Raw genomic sequence first — 23,862 nt, forward strand, 5'->3', positions numbered from 1 at the left:
CCGAGCCGGTAGGGTGGGATGCGTGGCTCGTGTCGACCGTCGGCCTCGCCAAAGGCTCGGGGCGGAACAGCGCCGTGCGACGATCCTGGAGGCGGCCCGCGAGGCGTTCTCCCGAGCGCCGTACGACGCGGTGAGCATGGCCGTCATCGCCGAGGCGGCGGGAGCCTCCGAGGCGCTGGTGCACCGCTACTACTCGACCAAGAGCCGGCTGCACGAAGAGGTCGTGCGCACCGCGGTCGAGGCGTTGCTGCGACGCCAGGCCGAAGCCGACGACGCACTCGGTCCCGGCGCGACGCCGCGTGCGCGGGTGTCCTCCTCGATCGAGGTCTACCTCGACTTCATCGCCGATGCAGGGGAGGGCTGGGCGGCACCGTTGCGCGACCCGCACGACGGCTCGGCCGAAGCGGCCAGGCTCCGTGCCCGGACGCGGGAACATTACGTGGAACTGCTGCGCGCCGTCCTGGGGCTCTCCGCCGGCGAGCCGACGGACCACGCGCTGCGCGGGTACCTCGGTTTCCTCGACGCCGCCTGCCTGTCCTGGTTCGGCGCGGGGTGCCCGCAGCGGCAGCGGTCCACGGTGGTCGAGGCGGCCCTCGGTGCGCTGGACGGCGCCCTGCGCGCCTCGGGACACGCCGTGGTCGCCGCACAGGTCTGACCCGGCCGCCCCCGCCGGTGCGGCTCACGAGCCGGCTGCCCGGTCCAGCACCCGGCCGAGGAAGCCGCGCAGGTAGCCCGCGACGACGTCGAGGTGGCTCTCCAGCAGGAAGTGACCGCCGTCGACCAGGTGCACCTCGGCGTCCGCGGCGTCGCGGGCGAAGGCCCGCGCGCCGTCCGGGCCGAAGATCTCGTCGTTGCGGCCCCACACGGCGAGCACCGGCACGCCGCTGGTGCGCAGGAACTCGTGCAGCAGCGGGTAGAGCGGCCGGTTGTTGCGGTAGTCGCGGAACAGCGCGAGCTGGATCTCGTCGTTGCTCTCGCGGGAGACGAGGGCGAAGTCGTGCTCCCAGGTGTCCGGGCTGACCAGGCTCGGGTCGGGCACGCCGTGCACGTACTGCCAGCGGATGGCGTCGAGGTCCAGCGCCGTGCGGACGGCGGGCTCGGTGCCGGGGCCGGGGTTGGCCCCGTAGGCCCAGACGTCGGTCCAGAACGACTCGACGAAACCGTCCTCGTAGCCGTTGCCGTTCTGGGTGGCGATGGCGGAGATCCGCTCGGGGTGCGCCAGCGCGAGGCGCCAGCCGATGGGGGCGCCGTAGTCCTGCACGTAGAGGGCGTAGCGGTCCAGCCCGAGCTGGTCGAGCAACCCGGAGGTCAATCCGGCGAGGGCGTCGAAGGTGTAGGTGAACTCCGCCGCGGGCGGGGCGGCGGAGTGGCCGAAGCCGAGGTGGTCCGGCGCGATGACGTGGTAGTCCCCGGCCAGCAGCGGGATGAGCTCGCGGAACATGAACGAGCTGGTCGGGAAGCCGTGCAGCAGGACGATCGCGGGAGCGTCGGCGGGGCCGGCCTCGCGGTAGAAGATCTCGTGGCCGTCGACGACGGCGGTTCGGTGGCGCACCGGGCTCATCTATAACCCCTTTAATCGGTTGATCTGGTTAGCGTCACGTCATGCAAGCACGAGTTCAGCTAACCTGTCAAAGGATTCGATCCGGTTAGAAAGAGGCGGCGCCCATGAACGAGCTGCTGGACCTGCTCAACAGCAGGCCGCTGGTCGACGGCGAGGAACGCGACGCGCTCGGCGACCCGGCCGCGGGCACGCGCTGGGCGCGCGAGCGCGGCGGCGAGGGCAGCCTCGCGGAACTGGCGTTGCTGCGCGAGGTGCGGGACGCCCTGGGGGACGTGGTGAGGGGAACGAGCTCCCCCGACGCGCTCGCCCCGCTGCTCGAAGGCGTCCACCAGGTGCCGGAGCTCACGCCGGACGGCCTGCGGTGGAGGGTCGAGGCACCTCCGCACGCCCGGTTGGCCGTCGACATGGTGCTCGCCTGGGCCGCGACCGAGGAGCAGCTACCCGGCCGGCTGCGCCCCTGCGCCAACGACGGGTGCCGGTTGTTCCTGCTCGACCGGAGCCGGGCCAACCGCGCCCGCTGGTGCTCGATGGCCGTCTGCGGCAACCGCGAAAAGGCCCGCCGCCACTACCGGCGCACCCGCTGAGCACCGGTGCGGGCCACGGCCGGCAGGTAGCCCGAGGTGGACTGGGAGACCGTCACGGTTCAGGAGCGGCGTTCGCCCGCTGCGCAGTGACATGGCGTCACCGGTGCGGCTCACACAACCCGGTGCGCGGCGTCGCGGAACTGCTTGGGCGAAGCACCGGCCACCCGGCGGAACGCGGTGCTGAACGCGCTCTCGGACTCGTAGCCGGTGGCGACGGCGAGCTCGGAGATGGACCGGATGTTGCGCCGCAGGGCGTCGCGGGCCAGGCTCATCCGCCACTGGATCAGGTACTCCACCGGCGTCGTCCCGACCTGCTTCTTGAAGGCCGCCGCGAACGCCGAACGGGACATGCGGCTGATTCCGGCGAGTTCCTCCAGCGTCCAGCGGTGTGCCACATCCGCGTGCATGGCGCGGAGTGCGGCGCCGATGCCGTCGTCGTTGAGAGCACCCAGCCAGCCGGCGGGCCGGTCGGTCTGGTCGGCGTGGGCGCGGAGCACGTGCACGAACAAGATCTGGGCGAGGTGGTCCAGCACCAGGGACCTGCCGACGGCGTTGCTCTCCACCTCGCTGCTCAGCAGGTTGGTCACGTGCGCGAGCAGCCTGTTCCGCGGGTCGGCCGCCTTGACGTGCACGAGCCGCGGCAGGACGTCGAGCAAAAGCGCGGCATTGGGCTCGTCGAACCGGAAGTAACCACCGCAGAGGTAGGTGTCCTCTTCGGACTCCGGCCCGATGCGCACCGCGCCGTTGGCGGCCGTGTCCCACAACGGCCGTGCCGCGAACGGTTCCTCGGTGAGGGAGCTGGCCAGCAGGTAGGACGGCGGGTCGCTCAGCAGGTAGAAGTCGCCTTCCTGCAGGAGCACGGGCTCGTGCCCGTCGAGCGCCAGCCAGCACTCGCCCCGCACGACGCCGCCCATCTTCACGTGGGGGAACGCGTCGAACCGCACCGCCCACGACCCGGCGGCGTGGAGCCCGGGATCGATGACGGTGTGGGGTCGCAGCAGGCCGATCGCCGCGGCGATGGGATCGCTTGACCCGAGCACCGATCCGATGCTGGACGATCGATAAGAAACGCTGGACTGCACATTATGGATCGTATCAACGGAAAGCGGCACCATGGTGTCAGCGGGAGGACGAACGTTCGGCACCGCCCGCGACCGAGCCTCGGGCCTGCGCATCCGCGCGGCCGAGCGCACCAGAGTGCGGCTTCCGCTCCGGAAGCCGGAAGGGATGACGATGTCCGCCGCCGGCCTCCGCGAGTTCTACGAGGACCACATCGAGATGCTCAACGCCCGGGAGTTCTCCCGCGTGCGCGAGTTCGTCGACGACCGGATCACCTACTTCGGCGAGCCGGCCACCGACGACCAGGTCGCCGCCGCGCTGACCGGCGAGATCGAGAAGGTGCCCGATCTGCGTTGGGAGCTCACGGACTTCGCGGTCGACGGCGACAACATCGCCGCCCGCCTGATCAACACGGGCACTCCCGTGAAGGAGTGGCTCGGCGTGGCACCTACGGGCGCCTCGTTCGAGATCGTCGAGTACGCCATCTACAAGGTCCGTGACGGGCGGTTCGTCCACATGACGAACCTGCACGACGCCGGTGCTCTCGAGCGGCAGCTTGATGTCTGAGCCGGACAAGCCGATCGGGGTCGGCATCGTGGGCCTGAGCGCGGCGGGAGGCTGGGCGGCCGGCAGCCACCTGCCCGCGCTGGCGGCGGTCGACGGGATCGAGCTGCGTGCGCTGGCGGCGAGCTCGGAGGCCTCGGCCCGCGCCGCGGGCGCGGCGTACGGCGTACCCGCGCACACGTCGGTGGAGGCGCTGGCCGCCGACGCCGGTGTCGACCTCGTCGTCGTCGCCGTCAAGGTGCCCCGGCACCGCGAACTCGTGCTGCCGGCCCTGGAGGCGCGGGTGCCGGTGCTCAGCGAATGGCCGCTGGCCGTCGACCTGCGTGAGGCCGAGGAGATGCTGCGCGCCGCCGGGACGACGCGCACCTTCGTCGGTCTCCAGGGACGCTCCTCGCCCACGTTCCGCTGGCTCGCCGACCTGGTGTCCCAGGGGTACGTGGGGGAGGTGCTCTCGGTCACCGTGGTGGCGTCCTCCACCGAATGGGGCAGCCCGGTGTCGCGGCGCGGGGTCTACACGCTCGACCGTGCGCTCGGCGCCACGATGCTGACCATCGCGTTCGCCCCGGCGATCGACCTCGTGTCGATGGTCGTCGGCGAGATCCGGGACGTGGTCGCGACGACCGCGACCCGGCGGCGCCAGGTGCCGCTCGAGGACACCGGGCAGCTCGTCCCGATGACCGCGGAGGACCAGATCGCGATCTCCGGCACGGTGCCGGGCGGAGCGGTCCTGTCCGCCCACCACCGCGGGGGAGCGGTGCACGGTGCGGGGTTCTCGATGGTCATCGACGGCACGGAGGGGGCACTCGAGGTCTCCGGCGCCGAGTTCCCGCACATCGGCCCGGTCGTCGTGCGTGGCGCGCGTGGCCGCGGCCGGCTCGCCGAACTCGCGTTGCCCGACGGCTACGACCGCTATCCCGCTTTGGCCGGAACAGTCGTGCACACCTTGACGCACGCGTATGCCGCGATCCGGGACGACCTCGTCCACGGCACGGCTGTCGCCCCGGACTTCGCACACGCCGTCCGGCGGCACCGGCTCCTCGATGCGATCACGCGCTCCGCGGCGACCGGACAACGGATCACCGTCCAGTCGTCGACCGGCACACCGGGTGGATGAACCGGACCGCCTGCCGCCGCCCGGTGCGGCGCCGAGCCGTTCGACGGTCGCATGTGGACGGTGGGTGTTCCCGCGCGCTCCGGCACGCGGGAACACCGGAAACCCGGCTACTCGAACACCCCGTACCCCGCGACGGCATGTGCCCGGACGCCGTCCATGTCGAGCTCCACGCCGGTTCCGGGAGTGTCGGGAAGCGTGATGTAGCCGTCCTTGACGATCGAGCCGCTCCCGTCGGCGACGTGGACGTAGCTGTCCCACACCGAGCGCTCGTCGAGGGCGTGCCATTCCTGGACGAAGAAGTTGGGGATCGCGGCGCACAGGTGCGACGTGGCCATCGTGCCCAACGGTGTCGACACCAGGTGCGGGGCGAAGGGGATGTAGTGCAGCTCCGCGAGGTTGGCGATCTTCTTGGCCTCGGCGAGTCCACCGCACTTCGGCACGTCCGGCTCGATCACGTCCACGGCGCCGCGTTCGAGCAGCTCGCGGAAACCCCACCGCAGGTAGAGGTTCTCGCCGGCGCAGATCGGCGTGCGGGTCTGCGCGCGCACCCGCACCAGCGCGTCGACGTTCTCCGCCGGCAGCGGTTCCTCGAGCCACATCAGGTTGAACGGCTCCAGCTCCCACGCGATCCGGCACGCGCTGGGCACGTCGTAGCGGGCGTGCAGGTCGATGGCCAGGTCGACGTCGGGTCCGATCGCCTCCCGCACGGCCGCGACGCGCTCGGTCATCGACCGCAGCTCCGCGGCGTTGACCGTGTGGTTGAAGTCGTCGAACTTGGCCGGGTGGTACAGGTTGTCGATGTCGAACTTGATGGCGGTGAAGCCCTCGGCCACCACCCGCTGGGCCCGGTCGACGCACCCGGAGATCGAACCGGCCGGGTCGTCGCCGTCGCCGCAGTCGGCGTAGAGGCGGATCCGGTCGCGGAACTTCCCGCCGAGCAGCCGGTGGACCGGCTGGCCGGCCGCCTTGCCCGCGAGGTCCCACAGCGCCAGCTCGATCCCGGACAGGGCGATCACGAACACCCCGCCCTGGGGGCCCGCGAAGACCCTGCTGCGACGCAGTTTTTCCCAGCACCGCTCGACGTTGCGCGGGTCCTCGCCGAGCAGGAGGGGCGTCAAGTAGTTGATCATTCCGACGACGGCGCCCGCGCCGGCGTCGGGGTTGGCCTCGCCGAACCCGCTGAGGCCCTCGTCGGTGTCGATCCGCACCAGGGTGGCCTCACCGTGGTAGGCCACCACTGCCGTTGTGACGTTCACGATCCGCATTGCTCTCCCGCCGCCGGGTCGTGCATGTGAACGGACTGTCGCGATGTCCAACTTGTCCTATAAGCTGATGACATGCAAAGGGGACAAGAGTCTCCGGACGCTGTCAAGGTCCGGACTCTTCCGGTGCAGGTGGCGGCACACCTGACCCGGCGCATCGTCAGCGGAGAGGTCGAGGACGGCCGGGGTCCGTCGGAGCTCGACATCTCCCGCGAGTTCGGGGTGTCCCGCGTGGTGGCGCGGGAGACGCTCAAGATCCTCGCCTCGCTCGACATCGTCGACGTCGCGCAGGGCCGCCGCGTCGTCGTGCGCCCTCCGGCGGAGTGGGACTACCTGAGCCCGCTGCTGATCGAGTGGATGCCCGCGGAGATCGTGGGCGAGCTGTTGCAGGAGCTGCACCAGATGCGCGTGCTGCTCGAGCCGGAACTCGCCGCGATGGCCGCGGTCAGCGTCACCGAGGAGACGCTGGACCGGCTCAGGGGCGAGATCGACCGCATGGCGGAGCTGGAGGCGGACCCCGACGCCTACCTCGAGGTCGACCACGAGTTCCACATGGAGATCTGCCGGGCGGCCGACAACCGCATCCTCGACCGGATCATGTACTCCGCCCGCTGGCTCGGCACGGCCAGCCGGCGCATCACCAACGAGGCGCCGGCCGCGCTGTGCAGGGCCACCGCCGACCACACGGAGATCTACCAGGCGCTCGTGGCGCGCGACCCGGACCGGGCCCGCGCGGCGATGCGCAAGCACCTGAGCAACAACTCCACTCTCCTCGCGGAGAGGGAGAAGCAGACCAAGCGGGCCGTCCGGCGGCGCTAGCGCACTGCACCACCGAAATCCGGACCGATGACGAGGACGGACGAGGCATGGCAGCACCTGCGATCCCGCCGATCCGGCCGGGGCTGACCGGTTGCGGAACCGGTCGGCGCCGCCGGTGCCGTCCACCCCGGACCGCGCCGGCGGTCCGGGGCTCGACCTGCCCGGTCGACGGGCCGTCCCCACGACACACCACCGGTACACCGTCCTTCGCCGCATGAACAACCCGGCAGCGCGGCACTCGCCTCGCTGTACCGCCGGCCGCAACGTCGCCCCGTCGGTACGCGTCCGCTCGACCGGACGCGGGAGGAGTGGTCATGGAAGAGAAAACGGACTTATCGAGGCGCACGTTCCTCGGGATGAGCGCGTTGGGCGTGCTCGGGCTCGCGGGGTGCGGGGGCGGCGGCCCCACCACGCCGCAGGTCGACGTCCAGGTGCCCCAGGCGCTGCTCGACCAGGCCGCCCCGCTGCGCGGCGGGTCGGTCGGGATGCTCTCGCAGAAGCTGTACTCCGAAGCCGCCAACCAGGCGCTCGACCGGTCGTTGCAGGCGTTCGCGCAGGCCACCGGCACGACGATCCGCAACGACCTGGTGTCCGGTGACGCCGGGGACATGGTCGCCAAGATGGACGCCGAGGTGGACGCGGGCACCACCCGCGACCTGGCCTTCATGAGCGACCTCCGGTTCGTCGGCCAGTTGCACAACCTCGGCGACCTCACCGACGTCACCGACGTCGTCGAGGAGATGCGCAAGCTCTACGGCGAACCCGCGACCGAGGCGACCAACTTCTGCGTGTTCGGCGGGCGCTGGTTCGCGATCCCGTACCACTTCATCGCGACCGGGATGTACCTGCGGAAGGACTGGTACGAGGAGAAGGGCCTCCCGCTCAAGCCCCACTACACGTGGGAAGAGCTGCGCGACAACGCGTTGGAGGTCTCCGACCCGGCGAAGAGGCGCTTCGGCTGGGGGCTCACGGTGAACCGCTCCGGTGACGCCAACGGCTTCATCGCGAACGTCATCAACTGCTACGGCGGTGCGATAGCGGACAACACCGGCACGAAGGTGGTGTTCAACTCGCCCGAGACCGTCGCGGGCGTCGCGTTCCTCGGCGACATCTACACGAACCCGAAGTACGCGCCGATGCTGCCGCCCGGCATCGGGAGCTGGACCGACTCGAGCAACAACGAGAACTGGCTGGCCCAGATCCTGGGGCTCACGCTCAACCAGTTCAGCGTCTACGCCGACTCGAAGACCAAGAACAACCCCGTCTACGCGAACACGCACCCGTTCAACGGCGCCACCGGACCGGCGCTCGACAAGCCGCTCGCGTACGGCCAGTCCAACTCGTTCGTCGTGTTCAAGGGGGCGAAGAACCCCGATCTCGCCAAGCTGGTGGCGAAGTTCATGGTCGGCGGGAGCGCGCTGCTCGGTGTCGCGAAGGGAGCGCCGTGCCTGGTGAACCCGGCGTGGGACAAGGTGTGGGACTCCGATCCGTACTACACCGACGGTGACCCGGCGTTCGCCGCGCTGCGGGAGCAGACCCGCACGCCGCTCCCGCTGACCACCAAGACCGGCTTCAAGTTCCCGCAGGCCCCGAGCCCAGGAGAGCAGGCAGCCACCGCCGCCTACCTGCTGACCGACATGATGCAGTCGGTCATCCAGGGCACCCGGCCGGCCGACGCCGTCGCCGCGACCCACGCCAGGATCGCCCAGGTCTTCGAGCAGCAGGGCTACCGGCAATGACGACCCTCCGTCCGAAGAGGACGGAAAGGGCGCCGGTCCGCCCGGCGCCCGGCGCATCCTCCCCGCTCACCACGTCGCAGCGGCTGCTCGGGCGCGACTGGCGCCTCGCCGCGGTGTTCATCGGGCCGACGCTGCTGCTCGTCGCGGGCCTGATCCTGTTCCCGATCGTCAGCTCGATCCTCACCAGCACGACCGAACGCCACGGTGCGGAGACGGTGTTCGTCGGGCTGGACAACTACATCGCCCTCATCGACGACGCCTTGTTCCACACCGGCGTGCTCAACTCGTTCGTCTTCACCGCGTACGCCGAGATCTTCAAGGTGACCCTCGGTCTCATCGCGGCGTTGATGCTGCACCACATGCGCCGCGGCCGGGCGATCATCGCCGGGGTGATCCTGCTGCCGTGGGTGGTGCCGACGGTCGTCACGGCCTTCACCTGGCGGTCGTTGTTCGACCCGATCTTCGGCAGCGTCAACGTGTTGCTCACCGACTCCGGCATCGGGCCCGCCCTCGCCGCGGTCGGGCTCGTCGACTCCTGGCCCGCGGAGTGGCTGTCCGATCCCGCGCTCGCGATGCCGGCGGTCATCCTGGTCAACGTGTGGAAGGGCATCCCGTTCTTCACGGTGACGTTCCTGGCCGGGCTCAAGGCCATCGACAGCGGTCTCCACGAGGCGGCCGTGGTCGACGGGGCCTCGCCGTGGCAGCGCTTCGTGCACATCACGCTCCCGGGACTGCGCCACATCATGATCGTGACGGTGCTGCTGTCGTCGATCTGGACGTTCAACAACTTCGACCTGATCTGGCTGATGACCCAGGGCGGGCCGGGGGACGCCACCGCCCCGTACGTGATGGTGGCCTACTCCAAGGCGATCCAGCAGCTGCAACTGGGCGCGGGCGCCGCGGTCACCCTGGTGATGCTGCCGATCATCGGCATCCTCGTGGTGGTCCTCGTGCGGATGATGCGGCGCAGCGACCTGCCGGGCGCGGGGGACCTGGGGCGCACCCGGTTGACCCCCGCCCAGCGCCGGGCGCTGCCGTGGGTGGTCGTCGCGTTCTCGGTGCTCGTGCTGATCTGGGCCTCGCCGCACATCGTGTGGAAGGCGGCGTTCGTGCTGGGCGTGTTCGTGCTGCTCGCGGCCGCCGTCGGACGGGTCGTCTCCACGCTCGCCGCGCGGGGCAACCAGTTGGCCGCACGCCTGGTCAGCGGCACCGGCTCGGGGATCGCGCTCGTGGGTCTGCTGGGCTTCGTGCTCGCCCCGCTCTACTGGATGACGGTCACGGCCTTCAAGTCCGACGACCAGATCATCGCGCGCACCAACGACCTCTGGCCGACCCCGTGGAGCACCGAGCAGTTCACCAACCTGTTCACGGGCAGGGCGTTCGGCACCTGGTACGTCAACACGGTCCTGGTCTCGGTGGCGTCCACCGCGATCGCCCTGGTGTGCGCGGCGCTGGCGGGCTACGCGTTGGCGCGGCTGAAGTTCCGCGGCTCGGAGAGCTTCACGGTGACGATCCTGCTCACCTACGTGATGCCGGGCGCGCTGCTGTTCATCCCGCTGTACCAGATGATGAGCGGGATCGGGCTCAACGACTCGTTGTGGGCGCTCGTGCTCGCCTACCCCACGTTCACCCTGCCGTTCGCGACGTGGCTGCTCGTCGGCTACTTCAAGTCGATCCCGGCCGACCTGGAGGAAGCCGCGCTGGTCGACGGCTGCACGCGGTTCGGGGCGTTCCTGCGGGTGGTGCTGCCGCTGGCCAAACCGGGCCTGCTCGCGGTCGCGCTGTTCACGCTCACCAACGCGTGGAACGAGTTCCTGTTCGCCTTCGTGTTCATCACCAAGGACAACTACAAGACGCTGCCCGTCGGCATGCAGTCGATGATCTTCGGTGACGTCGTGCCGCAGGGCCAGCTGGCCGCGGCCTCGCTGCTGATCAGCATCCCGGTCGTGGTGATGTACGGGTTCGGGCAGCGGTTCCTGACCGAGGGCCTCACCGCCGGGGCGGTGAAGGGATGAGCGAGACCCCGGCGATCACCGAGGAGCACGTCGCGCAGGCGTCCCGGCCGAGCCGCCTGCGCATCACGGACCTGCGGGTGGCCAACGTGGCCGGCGTGCCGTTCCGCTCGTCGATCATCAGGATCGACACCGACCAGGGCCTGGTCGGCTACGGGGAGGTGCGCGACCAGGCCAGCGCCACCTACGCGCTCATGCTCAAGAGCCGGCTCGTCGGTGAGAACCCCTGCAACGTCGACAAGATCTTCCGCAAGATCAAGCAGTTCGGGTTCCACGGCCGCCAGGGCGGCGGGGTCTCCGGCGTCGAGATGGCGCTGATGGACCTCGCCGGCAAGGCGTACGGCGTGCCCGCGCACGCGCTGGTCGGAGGCCGGTTCCGGGACGAGATCCGGTGCTACGCGGACACCCCGTCGCTGCCGGACCCGCACGAGATGGGCGCCCGGCTGCTGGAGCGCAAGCGGCGCGGGTTCACGATGCTGAAGATGGACGTGGGCATCGACCTGCTCTGGGACGTGCCGGGTGCGCTGATCGCGCCGGCGGGCGCCCGCGCCGACCTGACGACGATGCACCCGTTCACCGGCATCCAGGTCACCGCGAAGGGCGTCGAGCACCTGGCGTCCTATGTGGACACCGTCCGCTCCGTGGTCGGCTACGACGTGGCGCTCGCCGCCGACCACTTCGGCCACATCGCCCTCGACTCCTGCATCCGGATCGGCCGCGCGCTGGAGGGGTTCACCTTGGCGTGGATCGAGGACCTGATCCCGTGGCAGCTCACCGACCAGTGGCGCCAGCTCACCACGTCCGTCGCCGTCCCGACGTGCACGGGGGAGGACATCTACCTGCTCGACGGCTTCCGGCCGCTGCTCGACGCCGGCGCCATCCGGGTCGTGCACCCCGACCCGGCGACCGCGGGCGGGATCGCCGAGACCAAGCGGCTCGGTGACTACGCCCAGGAGCGCGGGATCCCGATGGCGCTGCACCTGGCGGCGTCACCGATCGCGACGATGGCGTGCGTGCACCTGGCCGCCGCCACCGAGAACTTCCTGGCACTCGAACACCACGCGGCGGACGTGGAGCACTGGAGCGACCTCGTCACCGACCTGCCCCGCCCGCTGATCCAGAACGGCCACATCGCGGTGCCGGACACGCCGGGACTGGGGTTCGGCGACATCGACGAGGAGGTGCTGCGCCGCCACCTCGACCCGCGCGACCCGGTGTTCTTCGCCGAGACCACGCACTGGGACGGGGAGACGAGCCACGACCGGCTGTGGAGCTGAGAGCGCTCGTGGGCCTGGTTTTGGTTGTGGGCCTGGTTCGGGTCGTCGGGCTTGGCTCCGCGTGTGAGGGCTGGTGTTGCTCGTGGGGCCTGGCTTCGCCCGTCGGGTCGGCCTCACTCGTCGGGCCTGGTTTCGCTTGTCGGGCCTGGTTTCGCTTGTCGGGCCTGGTCTCGCTTGTCGGGCTTGGCCTCGCCCGTCAGCTTCGGACCCGCTTGTCGGGAGCTGGCCCCCGCTTGTCGGGCCTGGTCTCGCCCGTCAGCCCCGGTCTGCCCGTCACCCCGGCTTCGCTCGCAGAGCCGATCCCGCCCGTCAGCCCCGCCGCCCGTCAGCCCCGGCCGCCCGTCAGCCCCGGCCCCGCTCAGCACGCCACCGCTCGTACTCGGGCCGGGCCTCGTCCGACAGCGGGTAGTACAGCCGCATGTCACCGCCCTCGGCGAGCCGGATCCGGGAGAACTCCTCCCATTCCGCGTGCTCCTGGGCAACGGCCAGCAGAGCGGGCGCGAGCTTGACCGGCACCACGACCGCCCCGTCGTCGTCGGCGACGACGATGTCGCCCGGCTCGACGAGCGTGCCGCCGCACGCCACCGGCACGTTGACGGCCGCGGGCACGATGTCGGTCTGGGCGTGGAAGTTCGGCGTGGCGCCCCGGATCCACAAGCCCAGGCCGAGCTTCTTGGCCTCGCCGATGTCGCGCAAGCACCCGTCGACGACCACACCGGCGCCGCCGCGGCCCTTGAAGTAGGTCAGCATCATCTCGCCGAACACACCGCTGCTCATGTCCCCGCGCGCGTCGACGACGATCATGTCGCCGGGCTGGGTGTGGTACATGACGTGCCGGTGCAGCTGCTTCTCCGGCTCCTCGTACTCGTCGACGGGGTAGAGGTCCTCCCGCTTCGGCAGGAACTGCAACGTGAGCGCCGGCCCGGCCACGCGCACGCCGGGAGTCACCGACACTGGGCCGCGGATGAACGCGCTGCGGATGCCCATGCGGCTGAGCTCGGCGCTGGCCGTCGCGCTGCCGATGGCGGCGATGGCGGCACTGAGCTCGGCGGGTGGGCGGGCGATGTCGTGCGTCTCGACCACGTCGAAGGCCCCCTCGGATCCGCGCTGACCGCAACTGTCGGAGAGTTCGGTTCGAGCCTAGTGGGCGAACCCCGTGCCGTGCCGAAATCCGGCTGCCCGGTATGACAACGTCCTGCTATGCCACGGCCCGCCGCGTGAGGAACCTGTCCAGGCGCTCCAGCGACTGCGGGAGCGAGGAGCGCCCGAGACCGACGCGGAAGCGGTTGTCGGAGATGTCGAAGACGTTGTCCGGCAGCAGCAGGACGCTTTCCTCGCGGGCGAGGTCGGTCACGAACTCCTCGACCGGGACGGGGAGCAGCAGCCGCGGGAAGGCGATCATCCCGGCGCGCAGCGGTTCCCAGGCGAAGATCTCGGAGCGCTGCCGGAAGAACGACTCGGCGAGCGCGTGGTTGCCGAGGATGATCCGCTTGCTGCGGTCGATCAGGTGATCGCGCGCCCTCAGCGCGATGAGGGAGAGGATCTCCGCCGGTGCCGCGGCGCAGACCGTCGTGTAGTCCTTGAGGGTGCGGGTGGCCGCGATCAGCGCCTTGTCGCGGGTGGCCGTCCAGCCCACGCGCAGGCCCGCCAGGGCGTAGGCCTTCGACATGACCCCCACGCTGACGGCCCGCTCGTCGAGGTCGCACGCCGCCGGGAGCGTGTCGGCGGCGTCGTGCTCCAGGTAGCGGTAGACCTCGTCGGAGACGACGGTGATGCCCGCCTCGCTGCCGATGGCGACCAGGGCCTCGAACTCCGCGTGGCTCGGCAGCGCGCCGGTCGGGTTGTGGGGGAAGTTGATGAACAGCGCGCGGGTGTCCGGGCGGATCGCGCGGCGGACGGCGTCGAGGTCGAGCCGCCAGCCGTTGTGCCGGTCCAGCGGGACCGCGGTCAGCTCGGCGCCGAGCGCCGGTGCGAGGCGGTGCAGCGACTCGAACGCGGGCCAGATGACGACGGCGTGGTCACCGGGGCCCAGCAGGGCGTTGGCGATGAGGAACAGCGCCTCGACCGCTCCGCCGCCGCAGACGGTGATGCCGTCGGTCTCGGTCTTGGTGTACTGGCCGGCGATCGCGTCGCGCAGGAGCGGGTGCCCGGCGGGATCGGTGTAGCCGAGCTCGAGCCCTTCCCACAGGGCGAGGGACTCGGGATCGGCGAGGTCGAGCAGCTCGCGCAGGGGGAGGGGGTCGACGTCCGAGGCGCACGCCACCAGTTCGACGTCGAACTCCCACTCGCCGAAGAACTGCTCGATCTTGCAGGCTTGCGGGATCACCGCGCGCGCTCCGCTTCGCCCTCGTGCAGCAGGGGCCGGCGCCGGTCGAGGAACCCGAGCATCGCGGGCACCGGGCTGATGATGCGCGGCTGCGCGAGCCTGTCGCGCTGGCGCTCCTTGACCGTCGGCATCCGCGACCAGTGCGTCCCCGGGCTGAGGTGGTGCTCCTGGTGGTACCCGTCGTTGAACGAGACGAAGTTGTACAGGCGGCTGTAGTGGCTCACGGAGTCCGTCGCGCGGTCCTCGGGGTTCGCCCCGTAGTGCCGGTAGTAGTTCTGCACGTTGACCAGGGTCAGCGCCAGGAAGAAGGCGGGGAGGTAGCAGAAGAGCGTCCACTCCCAGGAAAGCGCGGCGAACGCGGCCAGGGAGAAGAACCCCGCGGCCCGGTCGGCCTGGATCTGACCGAGTTCCCGGGTCCGGCGCTCGGCCCGGCGCGACGCCAGCGACTGCAGCCGCTCCTCGCCCGGTCCGACCTTCCAGAGCCGCACCACCGAAGCGATGTCCTTGACCCGGCCGATCATGGAGTCCACGGCACCGCCGAGGGCGTAGGGCAGCAACGGCTCGTGGCCGCCGTTCTTGCCGTTGCGGTACGTGGAGGTGGCGTCACGGGTGGTGCCGTCAGCGTTCTGCCGGTCGTTGTTGAACCGGTGGTGCTCCCGGACGTGGGTGAGCTGGTAGGCCTGGACCGACTGGCCGATGTTGACGGAGTTGACCACCGACACCACGGCGTTGAGCCGGTTGCTGACGAACCACGGGACGTGCGTGAACAGGTGCGAGATGACGATGATGTTGTACGCCATCATCAACGTCATCAGCACACCTCCCGCAATCCTGATCGGCAGCGAGGCGGTGTCCCAGGTGAGCGCCAAGGTCGGGGTGATCACGAACTGAGCCAGGCTCAACCCCACGAGAATCGCGTCTTTGGGGGTGTTCCTCCAGATCTGCACAATTACCCCTTCCTCGGTGAACGGCAGAGCGGGTCGCGCCCCGATCGACACTACCTCAAAGGCGTTGCGCCGCACGTGGAATTGACGTGTCCGGCTGTTCAACCGCAGTCCTGGTCAAACACCGGAACAATGAAAAATCACAGCCAGCTCGTCCACAACCGGGCATATGCGCCGTTCTGGGAGATCAATTCTCGGTGGGAACCGATCTCGACGATGCGACCGTCTTCCATGACGACGATTCGGTCCGCGTCATAGGCGGTGTGCAATCTGTGCGCGATCGAAATGACCGTACGGCCCTCCAGCACCGTCGCGAGCGACCGTTCGAGGTGCCGGGCGGAACCCGGATCCATCTGGGAGGTCGCCTCGTCGAGGACCAGCACCCGCGGATCGGCCAGCAGCAGCCGGGCCAGCGCGACCTGCTGGGCCTGCGCGTCGGACAACTCCTCCCCGCCGGCGCCCACCGCCGTGTCGAGCTTGTCCGGGAGGGCTTCCACCCACGCACCCGCGTCGACGGTCTCCAGTGCCTTCCACACCGCGGCGTCGTCCGCGTCCTGACCCGGACCGGCGGCGGACAGCTCGAGGTTCTCCCGGAGGGTGCCGCCGAAGATGTACTGGTCCTGGTTCACCAGCACGACGTGCCGGCGCAGGTCGTGGGACGGCAGCTCGTGCAGCGGTGTGCCGGACAGCCGCACGGTGCCCTCGCGCGGGGGGTGGATCCCGGACAGCAGCCGGGCGAGCGTCGACTTGCCGCTGCCGGTCGGCCCGACGACGGCGATCCGCTCGCCGGGCCGCACGGTGAGGTCGATCCCGTGCAGGACGTCGGGCCCCTCGTCGTAGGCGAACCGGACGCCGTGCGTCGAGAGCTCCGCGGACGTGATGGCGGCGGGCTCGGCGGGCTCCCGCTCGGGCCTGGTGTCCGCGACGCCGAGGATGCGGGCCAGCGACGCGCTGCCCTGCTGGAGCCCGCCCACCCAGTCGAGCAGCGTTTCCAACGGGTACATGAGCTGGAGGATGTAGAGGGTCGCGGCGGTCACCTGGCCGAGGTCGACCCAGCCGCGGGTGTAGGCGTAGCCACCGAGCAGCAGGGCGGCGGCCAGCGGCAGGGTGAAGAGGAACTCCTCGACCGAGTAGAGGACCGTGCGCAGCCGCAACGTGTAGGAGACCGCCTCCCACCAGGCCTGCGTGTCGCGCTCCCCGCGCCGGACGCGGTGCTCCTCCAGGCGGAACGCCTCGACGGTGGCCGCGCCCTGGATGGTCGCGTCGAGGCCCTCGGTGATGCCGGAGGAGGCCGCGGCCTCGCGCAGGAAGCCGTCGCGCGCCCTCGCCAGGTACCACCGGTTCACCCACACCAGCGGCGGCAGGATGATCACCAGCGCCAGCGACAGCAGCGGTGACACCAGCAGGAGAGCCGCGAAGCTGAGGACGATCCACATCACCGCCTCGGTGACCTGGGGCACCGCCAGCTGCAGGGCACGCCGCAGCGTGCTCGTGTCCTGGGAGGCGCGGGTCACCAGGTCGCCGTTGTCGGACCGCTCCACGACGGCCAGCGGCAGCGCGAGCACGTCGTCGACGAACTTCTCGCGGATCTCGCCCTGGACGGTCGCGGCGAGCCGCCCCGCGGCCCGGAACGCGGCACGGGTCAGGAACGCCTGCAGCAGGATGAACACCGTCAGCACGGAGACGACCACGGCCGCGTGGCCCGCGGTCGTGCCGTCCCGCACGTCCTCCACGAGGTCGCCGAGCAGGCGGGGGCCGACCAGGCCGCTGCTCACGGCGAGGCCGTAGAGGGCGAGGGTGCGGGCGAGCTCCCCGCGGTGGTCGTGCGCCACCTGCCGCAGGAAGCGGCGGACGGACGTCGCGTCGGCGACCGGAAGTGTGCGGGCCGTCATTTCCCCACCTGAGAGACGTCGTCGCGGGCTACCAGCGTCCGGTAGGCCGGGTGGCTTCGCAGCAGTTCGTCGTGGGTCCCGGCGGCGGTCACGCGGCCGTCGCGCACGAACGCGACCCGGTCCGCTCGCTGGAGCAGCAGCGGGCTGACCGTGAACACGACGGTGCTGCGCCCGGCCGGGTGGCCGTCGTGGAACCGGGCGAGGTTCTCCGCCACGCGGTACTCGGTGTACGCGTCGACGGCGTTGGTCGGCTCCACGAGCACCGTGAACTCGGCGTCCGCCAGCAGCGCCCTGGCGAGCCGCAGGCGTTGCAGTTGGCCGCCCGAGAACGTCCTGCCGCGGCCCGTCATCCGCGCGTCCAGCCCGTCGGGAAGAGCGTCGACGACGTCCGTGGCGCAGGCGATCTCCAGGGCGGCGGTGATCCGGTCGGCGCCGGCCGTCCCGTCCGGTGCGAGCTCCTCGCGGATCGTGCCGGCGAAGAACCGGTCGCTGTTCAGGCCGAGCAGCACGCGCGACCGCACCACCGAGACCGGCAGCGACGACAACGGCTCGCCGCCCAGCGCGGGGTCACCGGTGTCCTCGAAGCCCGCGAGGCGGCGGGCCAGCGCGTCGGCGTCGCCGGGGTCGGCGCAGGCGACGGCCGTGAACGTCGCCGGCGGGACGTCCAGCCCGGACGCGCCGTCGGTCAGGTGGGCCTCACCCCCGGTGCCCGGGACGTCGGCGGTCACCTCGGAGACCTCGCGCGCCTCGGTGTTCAGCAACCTGGTCACGCGGCGCGCGGCCACCAGCATCTGGGTCACCGAGCCCATGCCCTCCATGAAGTCGGTGAGGGGCAGGATGAGGAAGGTCGCGAACCCGTAGAACGCGACCACCTGGCCGATCGTGAGGCTGTGGCCGACCGCGAGGAGGACCGCCGTGGTCGTGACGACCGCGGTGATCAGACCGGGCACGAGGATCCGCGATCCCTCGAGGTCGGCCTCGGCGCGCGACACGTCGGCGTCCGCGACCCGCAGCCGCGCCGAATCGACCCGGAAACGCGCCGCGAACTGCCTCTCGCCGCCCACTCCCCGCAGCACCCGCAGGCCGGAGGCGATGTCGACGGCGCGTCCCGCCAGCTTTCCCTGCAGCTCCCGGTATTCGTCCTGGCGCGCGTGCAGGGGGCGCAGGAGGAGGCTGCTGAGCCCGGTCAGGAGGGGGACGGTCACCAGGACCAGGAGTCCCATGGGGACCGAGACCGTCAGCATGGCCACCGTGACGACCACGATGGCCGCGGTGGCACCGATGATCCGCCCGGCGTAGAGCATGCCGTCGCCGATGGTGATGCCGTCCGACGTGGCGGTCGCGATCAGGTCGTCGGCGTCCTTGCGCCGCGGCAGGGCGGCGCCGAGCCGCGTGACGTGCCGGGTCACCATCCGCACGGTCAGGGCGCCCGACACCACGCGCGTGATCACCGAGTGCCGGAAGAACGCGATACCGGTCGCGGCCCTCACCAGGCCGAGCAGGAGGAGGACCAGCGCCCACCGGATCACCTCGCCGCCGTCGTCGCGGGCGATGCCCAGATCGATCGCGCGGCCGATGGCGACCGGGATCATGGCCTGCGAGGTCATCCACGCGGTGGACGTCACCGCGCCCCAGGCCGTGGCGGCTTTCTGCTTGCCGATGAGCGCGAGGACAAAAGCTGCCGCCGACCGGTGCCGAAGTCCTTCCGGGCCGAGCTCGGGAATTCTTTGCATGATCGAGCGCTCGATCCCTTCGAAGGGCCTGCCGGAGCTTTTTCGGACGGGGCGCGGGCGAGAGTACGGCTGATCGTGCGTACCCGCAACGAGCTTCACGTCCGTTCGGGTGAATCATCTCCCGGAAGAATCAGGGGGTGCTGTTCAACTGCGGACGATTTTGTCCAACTGCGCCTTCGTCATTGACATCGGTACTTCGGATCGGTGGTGTAGCGTGGGCCGCGGGCCAGACCGTTAATGGGGGACGGGGGCGGGTCTTGGCGCGTTTCGGGGGCTTGGGGTGCGGGCGTGCTGCCGCATTTGTCGGCAGGCGTGACCGGAGGAATCCTCATTTCCGTCGTGAATGAAGCGCTCCCGCGATCAGGGTGATCCGAACCGACGACCGGGGGCAGCCGTGGCAGAAATCGATGATCTTCACTTCGTCGTGCGCAACGACGAGCACCAGTACTCGATCTGGCCCGCGGGCCGGGAGGTCCCCGCGGGCTGGGAGCCGGTGGGCGACGCGGCTGCCCGCGCCGAGTGCCTGAACCGGGTCGACGAGCTGTGGACCGACATGCGTCCGGCCAGCCTCCGGGCGGTCATGGACCGCAGTGCTCGGTGATGTCCGGGGAGCCGCACGACCGCATCTTGTACGTCTGATCGAACTGGGGAGCGACATGCGTGAATCAGAGCTGCCGGCCGAGTCCGGCAGCCCAGTCCGCGCCTACAACGAGTGGGACCCGCTGGAGGAGGTGATCGTCGGCATCGTCGACAACGCGCACTTCCCGCCGTGGGACGTCGCGACCGGCGCACCGCTGTCACCGCAGCAGCGGGCGGTGTTCCGGGACCGCGCCGGGCAGCCGTTCCCCGCCGACGAGATCGCCCGTGCGCGCGACGAGCTCGACCAGTTCGTCGCCGTGCTCGAAGGTGAAGGGGTCAAGGTCCGCCGGCCGGAGCCGCGCGACCACGGTCAGACCTACGGCGCGCCGGGCTGGACCAGCACCGGCCTGTACGACGCGATGCCCAGGGACCTCCTGCTGGTCGTCGGCGACGACATCATCGAGGCGCCGATGGCCTGGCGGTCGCGGCACCACGCGGCGTCGGCGTACCGGCCGTTGCTCAAGGAGTACTTCCGGCAGGGCGCCAGGTGGAGCTCCCCGCCCAAACCGGAGCTGCCGGACGAGCTGTACGTCGACGGCTGGACCGACCAGCCGGACGGGGAACCGTTCCGCCCGGTGATCACCGAGTTCGAGCCGACCTTCGACGCGGCCGACTTCATCCGGTGCGGCCGCGACATCTTCGCCCAGCGCAGCCACGTCACCAACGCGATCGGCATCGAGTGGGTCCGCCGGCACCTGGGCGACGAGTACACGGTCCACGAGGTGCAGCTCGACGACGACCACCCGATGCACATCGACGCGAGCCTGATGCCGCTCGCGCCCGGCAAGCTGCTGATCCACCCGGACCGCGTGCCGGAGGTGCCGGAGATCTTCAAGGACTGGGAGGTGCGCACGGCGCCGCGGCCGGTGATCCCCGACGGGCACCCGCTCTACATGACCAGCAAGTGGATCAACATGAACGTCCTGATGATCGCCGAGGACAAGATGGTCGTGGAGGCGCAGGACGAGCCGATGCGCCGCCTCGCCGAGAGCTGGGGGATGCAGGCCATCCCGTGCCCGTTCCGGTGGTTCAACACCTTCGGCGGGTCCTTCCACTGCGCGACCGCGGACGTGCGCAGGACCGGCACCCTGCAGTCCTACTTCTGAGCTCCCCGGCCGGGCGTCCCGCGCGGCGCCCGGCCGGGTTCCGCCCTTCCCGCTGGATCCGGAGGTAGCAGTTCGATGCCCACTGGCTGCGTTCACCACCTCGTCGAGGCGCAGGCCGCGCGGACACCGCAGGCCGTCGCGGTCGTCTGGGACGGTGGCATGCTCACCTACCGGGAGCTCGACGAGCGGGCCGGGAAGCTCGCCGCTCTGCTGGCCTCGAAGGGGGCCGGGCCGGAGCGCCTGGTCGGGGTGTCCATGGAGCCCTCACCGCTGCTGCTGGTCGCGATGCTGGCGATCTGGAAGGCCGGCGGCGTGTACGTGCCCATCGACGCGTCGCTGCCCCGCGGTGTCGCCGAGGAGATGCTCGCCGACGCCGGAGCGGTCCTCTTCGTCCGCAACGGGCAGTCCGCCGCGGACCCGTCCGGCGTGCCCGTGGTGGACCTGGACGGGCTCGACCTGTCCGGCCGGCCGGCCGTCGGCCCGGCGGTCACCGTCGACCCGGCGAACCTCGCCTACTGCGTGTTCACCTCGGGCTCGACCGGCAAGCCCAAGCGGGTCGCCGTCGCGCACGCCAGCTTCGCCAACCACGGCTTCGCCCTGCGCGACGAGCTGGGGCTGGGGCCGGAGGACCGGTCACTGCAGTTCACCGCGATGGCGTTCGACGCCGCGCTGGAGGAGATCCTGCCCGCGTGGCTCGCCGGAGGCGCGGTGGTCATGCCCGCCAAGCGCCAGTTCACCAGCGTGGAGTTCACCGAGCTGGTCGACCGGCTCGCGGTGACGATGATCAGCCTGCCGAGCGCCTACTGGCACCAGTGGGTGGATGACCTCACCTCCGGCCTGGTCCGGTTGCCCGAGAGCCTGCGCGTCGTGTTCATCGGCGGCGACAAGATCCTCGTCGAGAAGCTCGCCGCCTGGTACCGGGTTCCCGGCGCGGAGAGGATCGACTGGGTCTCCGACTACGGGCCGACGGAGACCTCGATCAGCGTGGCGCTGCACAAGGCCGGCCTGGCCGGGCTCGGCGAGTCCGGCCACGCGCTCGTGCCGATCGGCCGCCCCTTCGCGAACGCGGTGATCCACGTCCTCGACGACGAGCTGCGCCAGGTGCCCGCCGACACGCCGGGAGACCTGTGGATCGGCGGACCGGTGCTGGCCCGCGGCTACCACGCCGCCCCCGCCCTCACCGCCGACCGCTTCGTCCCCGATCCCCACGGCCCGCCCGGTGCGCGGATGTACCGCACCGGCGACCGCGGCAGCCGCAGGCCCGACGGCACCCTGCTCTTCCTCGGCCGCTCCGACCGCCAGGTCAAGATCCGCGGGCAGCGCGTCGAACCCGGCCAGGTGGAGAGCGCCGTGCACCACTGCGCCGGGGTCAGGGACGCGTGCGTCATCGCCGTGGACGATCCGCCCTACGGACCCCGCCTCGTCGCCTACGTCGAGGCCGAGCCGGGGGTGTCCGAGGCGGCGGTCCGCGCCGACCTCGCGGGCCGGTTGCCGGAGGCCATGGTGCCCGGGAGCATCGTGCTGCTGGACCGCATCCCGCGATCACCGTTGAACGGCAAGGTCGCCCGCGCCGAGCTGCCGCCGGTCGAGCCGGCGGGAGCCGCCGGAACGGCGCCGGCCGGGATGACGGCGCTGGAGCGCGTCCTCGCGATCCTCGTGGGCGACGTGCTCGACGGCCGGCCCCGCGGCCGTGACGAGGACTTCTTCGCGGCGGGAGGCGACTCGCTGCGGGGTCTGCAACTGCTCAGCCGGATCACCGAGGTGACCGGCGTGGCGCTGACGTTCGCGCAACTGCGGGCGGCGTCGACCGTCGCAGGGATCGCGGAGCTGGTGAAGCAGGGGCACGCCCGCGGTGTGTCGGACGGCTCGGTCGTGCGCAAGCACCACCACGGCGATCGGGTCCCCGCGTCGCGGGGCCAACAGGCCCTGTGGTTCCTCGACCGGGTGCACCGGGGCGCGCCGATCTACGCGGTTCCCGTCTGCTACCGGATCCGGGGCCCTCTCGACCTCGACCGCCTGGACGCGGCGCTGACCGCGGTCGTCGCGAGGCACGAGGCGCTGCGCACCACGTTCGAGTTCGGGGAAGGCAAGGTCTGGCAACGGATCCGGCCGACGAGCCCGGTGCGGACCGCGCTGACCGTCGTCGACGACCACGACAAGGCGTTCCGGCTGGCCGAGCAGGAGGCCGCGCGCCCGTTCGACCTCACCACCGGTCCGCTGCTGCGGTCGGCGTGCTTCCGCGTCGGTGCCGAGGAGAGCCTGTGGCTGCTCAACGTGCACCACGCGGTGTTCGACGCCTGGTCGCTCGCGGTCTTCTGGCGCGAGCTCGGCGCGCTGTACGACGGCCGGTCGTTGCCGGAGCCGGCCACCCAGTACGCCGACTACTCGGCCTGGCAGGAGCGCTGGCTGGGCAGTGCCGAAGCGGACGGGCAACGCGCCTACTGGCGGGCCCGGCTCGCCGGTGACCCGGCGGTCGCCGAGCCCGGCTCCCCTGGCAGCGGACGGGTCGCCACCGAGGGGTTCGCCCTGGAGCTGGCGCGCGGGGCCGTCGATCCGGCCGCTGTGGAAGGTCTCGCCCACGCGGCCGGGACCACCGCGTTCTCCGTGCTGCTCGCGGCTTTCGTCGCGACGCTGTGCCGGACGGGCGGCGCCGACGAGGCGGTGGTCGGCGTGCCCGTGGCGTGCCGGAACAGGCCGGGCACCGAGGACCTGATCGGCTACCTGGTCAACACCGTCGCGGTACGGGTGCGCTGCCCCGCGGGCACGAGCTTCCGCGAGCTGGTCGCGCGCACCGACGAGGCGGTGGCGGAGGCGCTGACCCACCAGGAGCTGCCGTTCGCCGACGCGGTGGAAGCCCTGGGCCGCCGCGGCGGACCGGGGGAGAACCCGTTGTTCCAGGCCATGTTCTCGTTGCAGTCCACTCCGGTGGACAGCTTCGGCGACATCGACGGCCTCGAGATCGCCGAGCAGTTCGTCCACACGGGTACCGCGAAGGTCGCGCTGACGTGGACCGTGCGGCTGGACGCCGCCGGGCTGGCCGGCGAGGTCGAGTACTCCGCCGACCGGTTCGACGAGGCGTCGGCACGGCACTGGCAGGACGCCCTGCTGGCGCAGCTCGGCGCCGGGCTGGCCGAACCGGACGCGCGGATCGGCGAGCTGGGACGGTGAACGGCGGCACGTTGCCCTGAAACGTGTCCTTGGAGCGGGCCGGTGCGCGGCAGGACCGTCTGG

The 23,862-nt window shown here is 71.0% G+C and carries 19 protein-coding genes; 11 read left to right on the forward strand and 8 right to left on the reverse strand.

All coding sequences use genetic code 11. From position 1 onward, the window contains the following. The first annotated feature begins 22 nt into the window (after window positions 1–22). The gene (locus tag BMW88_RS17215) at window positions 23–655 is read left to right on the forward strand and encodes a TetR/AcrR family transcriptional regulator (RefSeq protein ID WP_089951792.1); all 633 of its coding nucleotides are present in this window, start codon (window positions 23–25) and stop codon (window positions 653–655) included. Window positions 656–679: 24 nt separating this feature from the next. Here BMW88_RS17215 and BMW88_RS17220 read toward each other — a convergent pair whose 3' ends face one another. Next, window positions 680–1,561 (reverse strand): alpha/beta fold hydrolase, encoded by an 882-nt coding sequence (locus BMW88_RS17220; protein WP_089951794.1) that lies wholly within the window; start codon window positions 1,559–1,561, stop codon window positions 680–682. A gap of 104 nt (window positions 1,562–1,665) precedes the next feature. On the opposite strand from BMW88_RS17220, the gene BMW88_RS17225 reads away from it, so the two are divergent. Then, a complete protein-coding gene (locus BMW88_RS17225) occupies window positions 1,666–2,145 on the forward strand; it encodes a CGNR zinc finger domain-containing protein (protein WP_089951795.1) in 480 nt (159 codons plus the stop codon). A 110-nt stretch (window positions 2,146–2,255) separates the two neighbouring features. On the opposite strand, the gene BMW88_RS17230 is transcribed toward BMW88_RS17225, so the two are convergent. Then, window positions 2,256–3,185, reverse strand: a complete 930-nt coding sequence (locus BMW88_RS17230) for an AraC family transcriptional regulator (RefSeq protein ID WP_089951797.1) — start codon at window positions 3,183–3,185, stop codon at window positions 2,256–2,258. A 193-nt stretch (window positions 3,186–3,378) separates the two neighbouring features. Here BMW88_RS17230 and BMW88_RS17235 point away from each other — a divergent pair, with 193 nt between their 5' ends. Together BMW88_RS17235 and BMW88_RS17240 are read left to right on the forward strand one after the other, a co-directional pair. Next, window positions 3,379–3,771, forward strand: coding sequence for an ester cyclase (locus tag BMW88_RS17235; RefSeq protein WP_089952173.1), 393 nt, complete (start codon window positions 3,379–3,381; stop codon window positions 3,769–3,771). Continuing rightward, window positions 3,764–4,882 (forward strand): Gfo/Idh/MocA family protein, encoded by a 1,119-nt coding sequence (locus BMW88_RS17240; protein WP_089951798.1) that lies wholly within the window; start codon window positions 3,764–3,766, stop codon window positions 4,880–4,882. The genes BMW88_RS17235 and BMW88_RS17240 overlap by 8 nt, the downstream gene beginning before the upstream one ends. A gap of 107 nt (window positions 4,883–4,989) precedes the next feature. Here the strand turns inward: BMW88_RS17240 and BMW88_RS17245 are convergent, their stop codons facing one another. Next, complete coding sequence (locus BMW88_RS17245) at window positions 4,990–6,147, reverse strand: mandelate racemase/muconate lactonizing enzyme family protein (protein WP_089951800.1); 1,158 nt, start codon at window positions 6,145–6,147, stop codon at window positions 4,990–4,992. A gap of 72 nt (window positions 6,148–6,219) precedes the next feature. Here BMW88_RS17245 and BMW88_RS17250 point away from each other — a divergent pair, with 72 nt between their 5' ends. The 4 genes from BMW88_RS17250 (at window position 6,220) to BMW88_RS17265 (ending at window position 11,991) form a co-directional block, all read left to right on the forward strand. Then, on the forward strand, window positions 6,220–6,963 hold the full coding sequence (locus tag BMW88_RS17250; protein ID WP_245777858.1) for a FadR/GntR family transcriptional regulator: 744 nt from the start codon (window positions 6,220–6,222) through the stop codon (window positions 6,961–6,963). Between the two features lie 314 nt (window positions 6,964–7,277). Then, complete coding sequence (locus tag BMW88_RS17255) at window positions 7,278–8,702, forward strand: extracellular solute-binding protein (protein ID WP_089951803.1); 1,425 nt, start codon at window positions 7,278–7,280, stop codon at window positions 8,700–8,702. Continuing rightward, window positions 8,699–10,717, forward strand: coding sequence for an ABC transporter permease (locus BMW88_RS17260; RefSeq protein WP_089951804.1), 2,019 nt, complete (start codon window positions 8,699–8,701; stop codon window positions 10,715–10,717). Before BMW88_RS17255 ends, BMW88_RS17260 begins: the two co-directional genes overlap by 4 nt. Continuing rightward, a complete protein-coding gene (locus BMW88_RS17265; RefSeq protein WP_089951806.1) occupies window positions 10,714–11,991 on the forward strand; it encodes a mandelate racemase/muconate lactonizing enzyme family protein in 1,278 nt (425 codons plus the stop codon). Before BMW88_RS17260 ends, BMW88_RS17265 begins: the two co-directional genes overlap by 4 nt. Window positions 11,992–12,333: 342 nt before the next feature. On the opposite strand, the gene BMW88_RS17270 is transcribed toward BMW88_RS17265, so the two are convergent. The 5 genes from BMW88_RS17270 to BMW88_RS17290 all read right to left on the reverse strand — a co-directional run bounded on the left by BMW88_RS17270 (window position 12,334) and on the right by BMW88_RS17290 (window position 18,886). Next, window positions 12,334–13,074: a ribonuclease activity regulator RraA gene (locus tag BMW88_RS17270; protein WP_089951808.1), complete on the reverse strand. Its 741-nt coding sequence runs from the start codon at window positions 13,072–13,074 to the stop codon at window positions 12,334–12,336. Between the two features lie 115 nt (window positions 13,075–13,189). Continuing rightward, window positions 13,190–14,317 carry an aminotransferase class I/II-fold pyridoxal phosphate-dependent enzyme gene (locus tag BMW88_RS17275; RefSeq protein WP_089951809.1) on the reverse strand — a complete coding sequence of 376 codons (1,128 nt, stop codon included), beginning with the start codon at window positions 14,315–14,317 and terminating at the stop codon, window positions 13,190–13,192. Next, entirely contained in the window at window positions 14,314–15,225 is a 912-nt protein-coding gene (locus BMW88_RS17280) for a fatty acid desaturase family protein (RefSeq protein WP_245777892.1), read from the reverse strand. Before BMW88_RS17280 ends, BMW88_RS17275 begins: the two co-directional genes overlap by 4 nt. A gap of 176 nt (window positions 15,226–15,401) precedes the next feature. Beyond that, window positions 15,402–17,153 carry an ABC transporter ATP-binding protein gene (locus BMW88_RS17285; RefSeq protein WP_089951811.1) on the reverse strand — a complete coding sequence of 584 codons (1,752 nt, stop codon included), beginning with the start codon at window positions 17,151–17,153 and terminating at the stop codon, window positions 15,402–15,404. Then, the gene (locus BMW88_RS17290; protein ID WP_089951812.1) at window positions 17,150–18,886 is read right to left on the reverse strand and encodes an ABC transporter transmembrane domain-containing protein; all 1,737 of its coding nucleotides are present in this window, start codon (window positions 18,884–18,886) and stop codon (window positions 17,150–17,152) included. Before BMW88_RS17290 ends, BMW88_RS17285 begins: the two co-directional genes overlap by 4 nt. Before the next feature lie 394 nt (window positions 18,887–19,280). On the opposite strand from BMW88_RS17290, the gene BMW88_RS17295 reads away from it, so the two are divergent. The 3 genes from BMW88_RS17295 (at window position 19,281) to BMW88_RS17305 (ending at window position 23,799) form a co-directional block, all read left to right on the forward strand. Next, window positions 19,281–19,487 (forward strand): MbtH family protein, encoded by a 207-nt coding sequence (locus BMW88_RS17295; protein WP_245777859.1) that lies wholly within the window; start codon window positions 19,281–19,283, stop codon window positions 19,485–19,487. A 55-nt stretch (window positions 19,488–19,542) separates the two neighbouring features. Beyond that, window positions 19,543–20,631: an amidinotransferase gene (locus BMW88_RS17300; protein WP_089951816.1), complete on the forward strand. Its 1,089-nt coding sequence runs from the start codon at window positions 19,543–19,545 to the stop codon at window positions 20,629–20,631. Between the two features lie 75 nt (window positions 20,632–20,706). Continuing rightward, window positions 20,707–23,799 (forward strand): non-ribosomal peptide synthetase, encoded by a 3,093-nt coding sequence (locus tag BMW88_RS17305; RefSeq protein ID WP_089951818.1) that lies wholly within the window; start codon window positions 20,707–20,709, stop codon window positions 23,797–23,799. The last annotated feature ends 63 nt before the right edge of the window (window positions 23,800–23,862 follow it).

Origin of the sequence: Lentzea xinjiangensis (assembly GCF_900110955.1) — a bacterium.
Classification (GTDB): domain Bacteria; phylum Actinomycetota; class Actinomycetes; order Mycobacteriales; family Pseudonocardiaceae; genus Lentzea; species Lentzea xinjiangensis.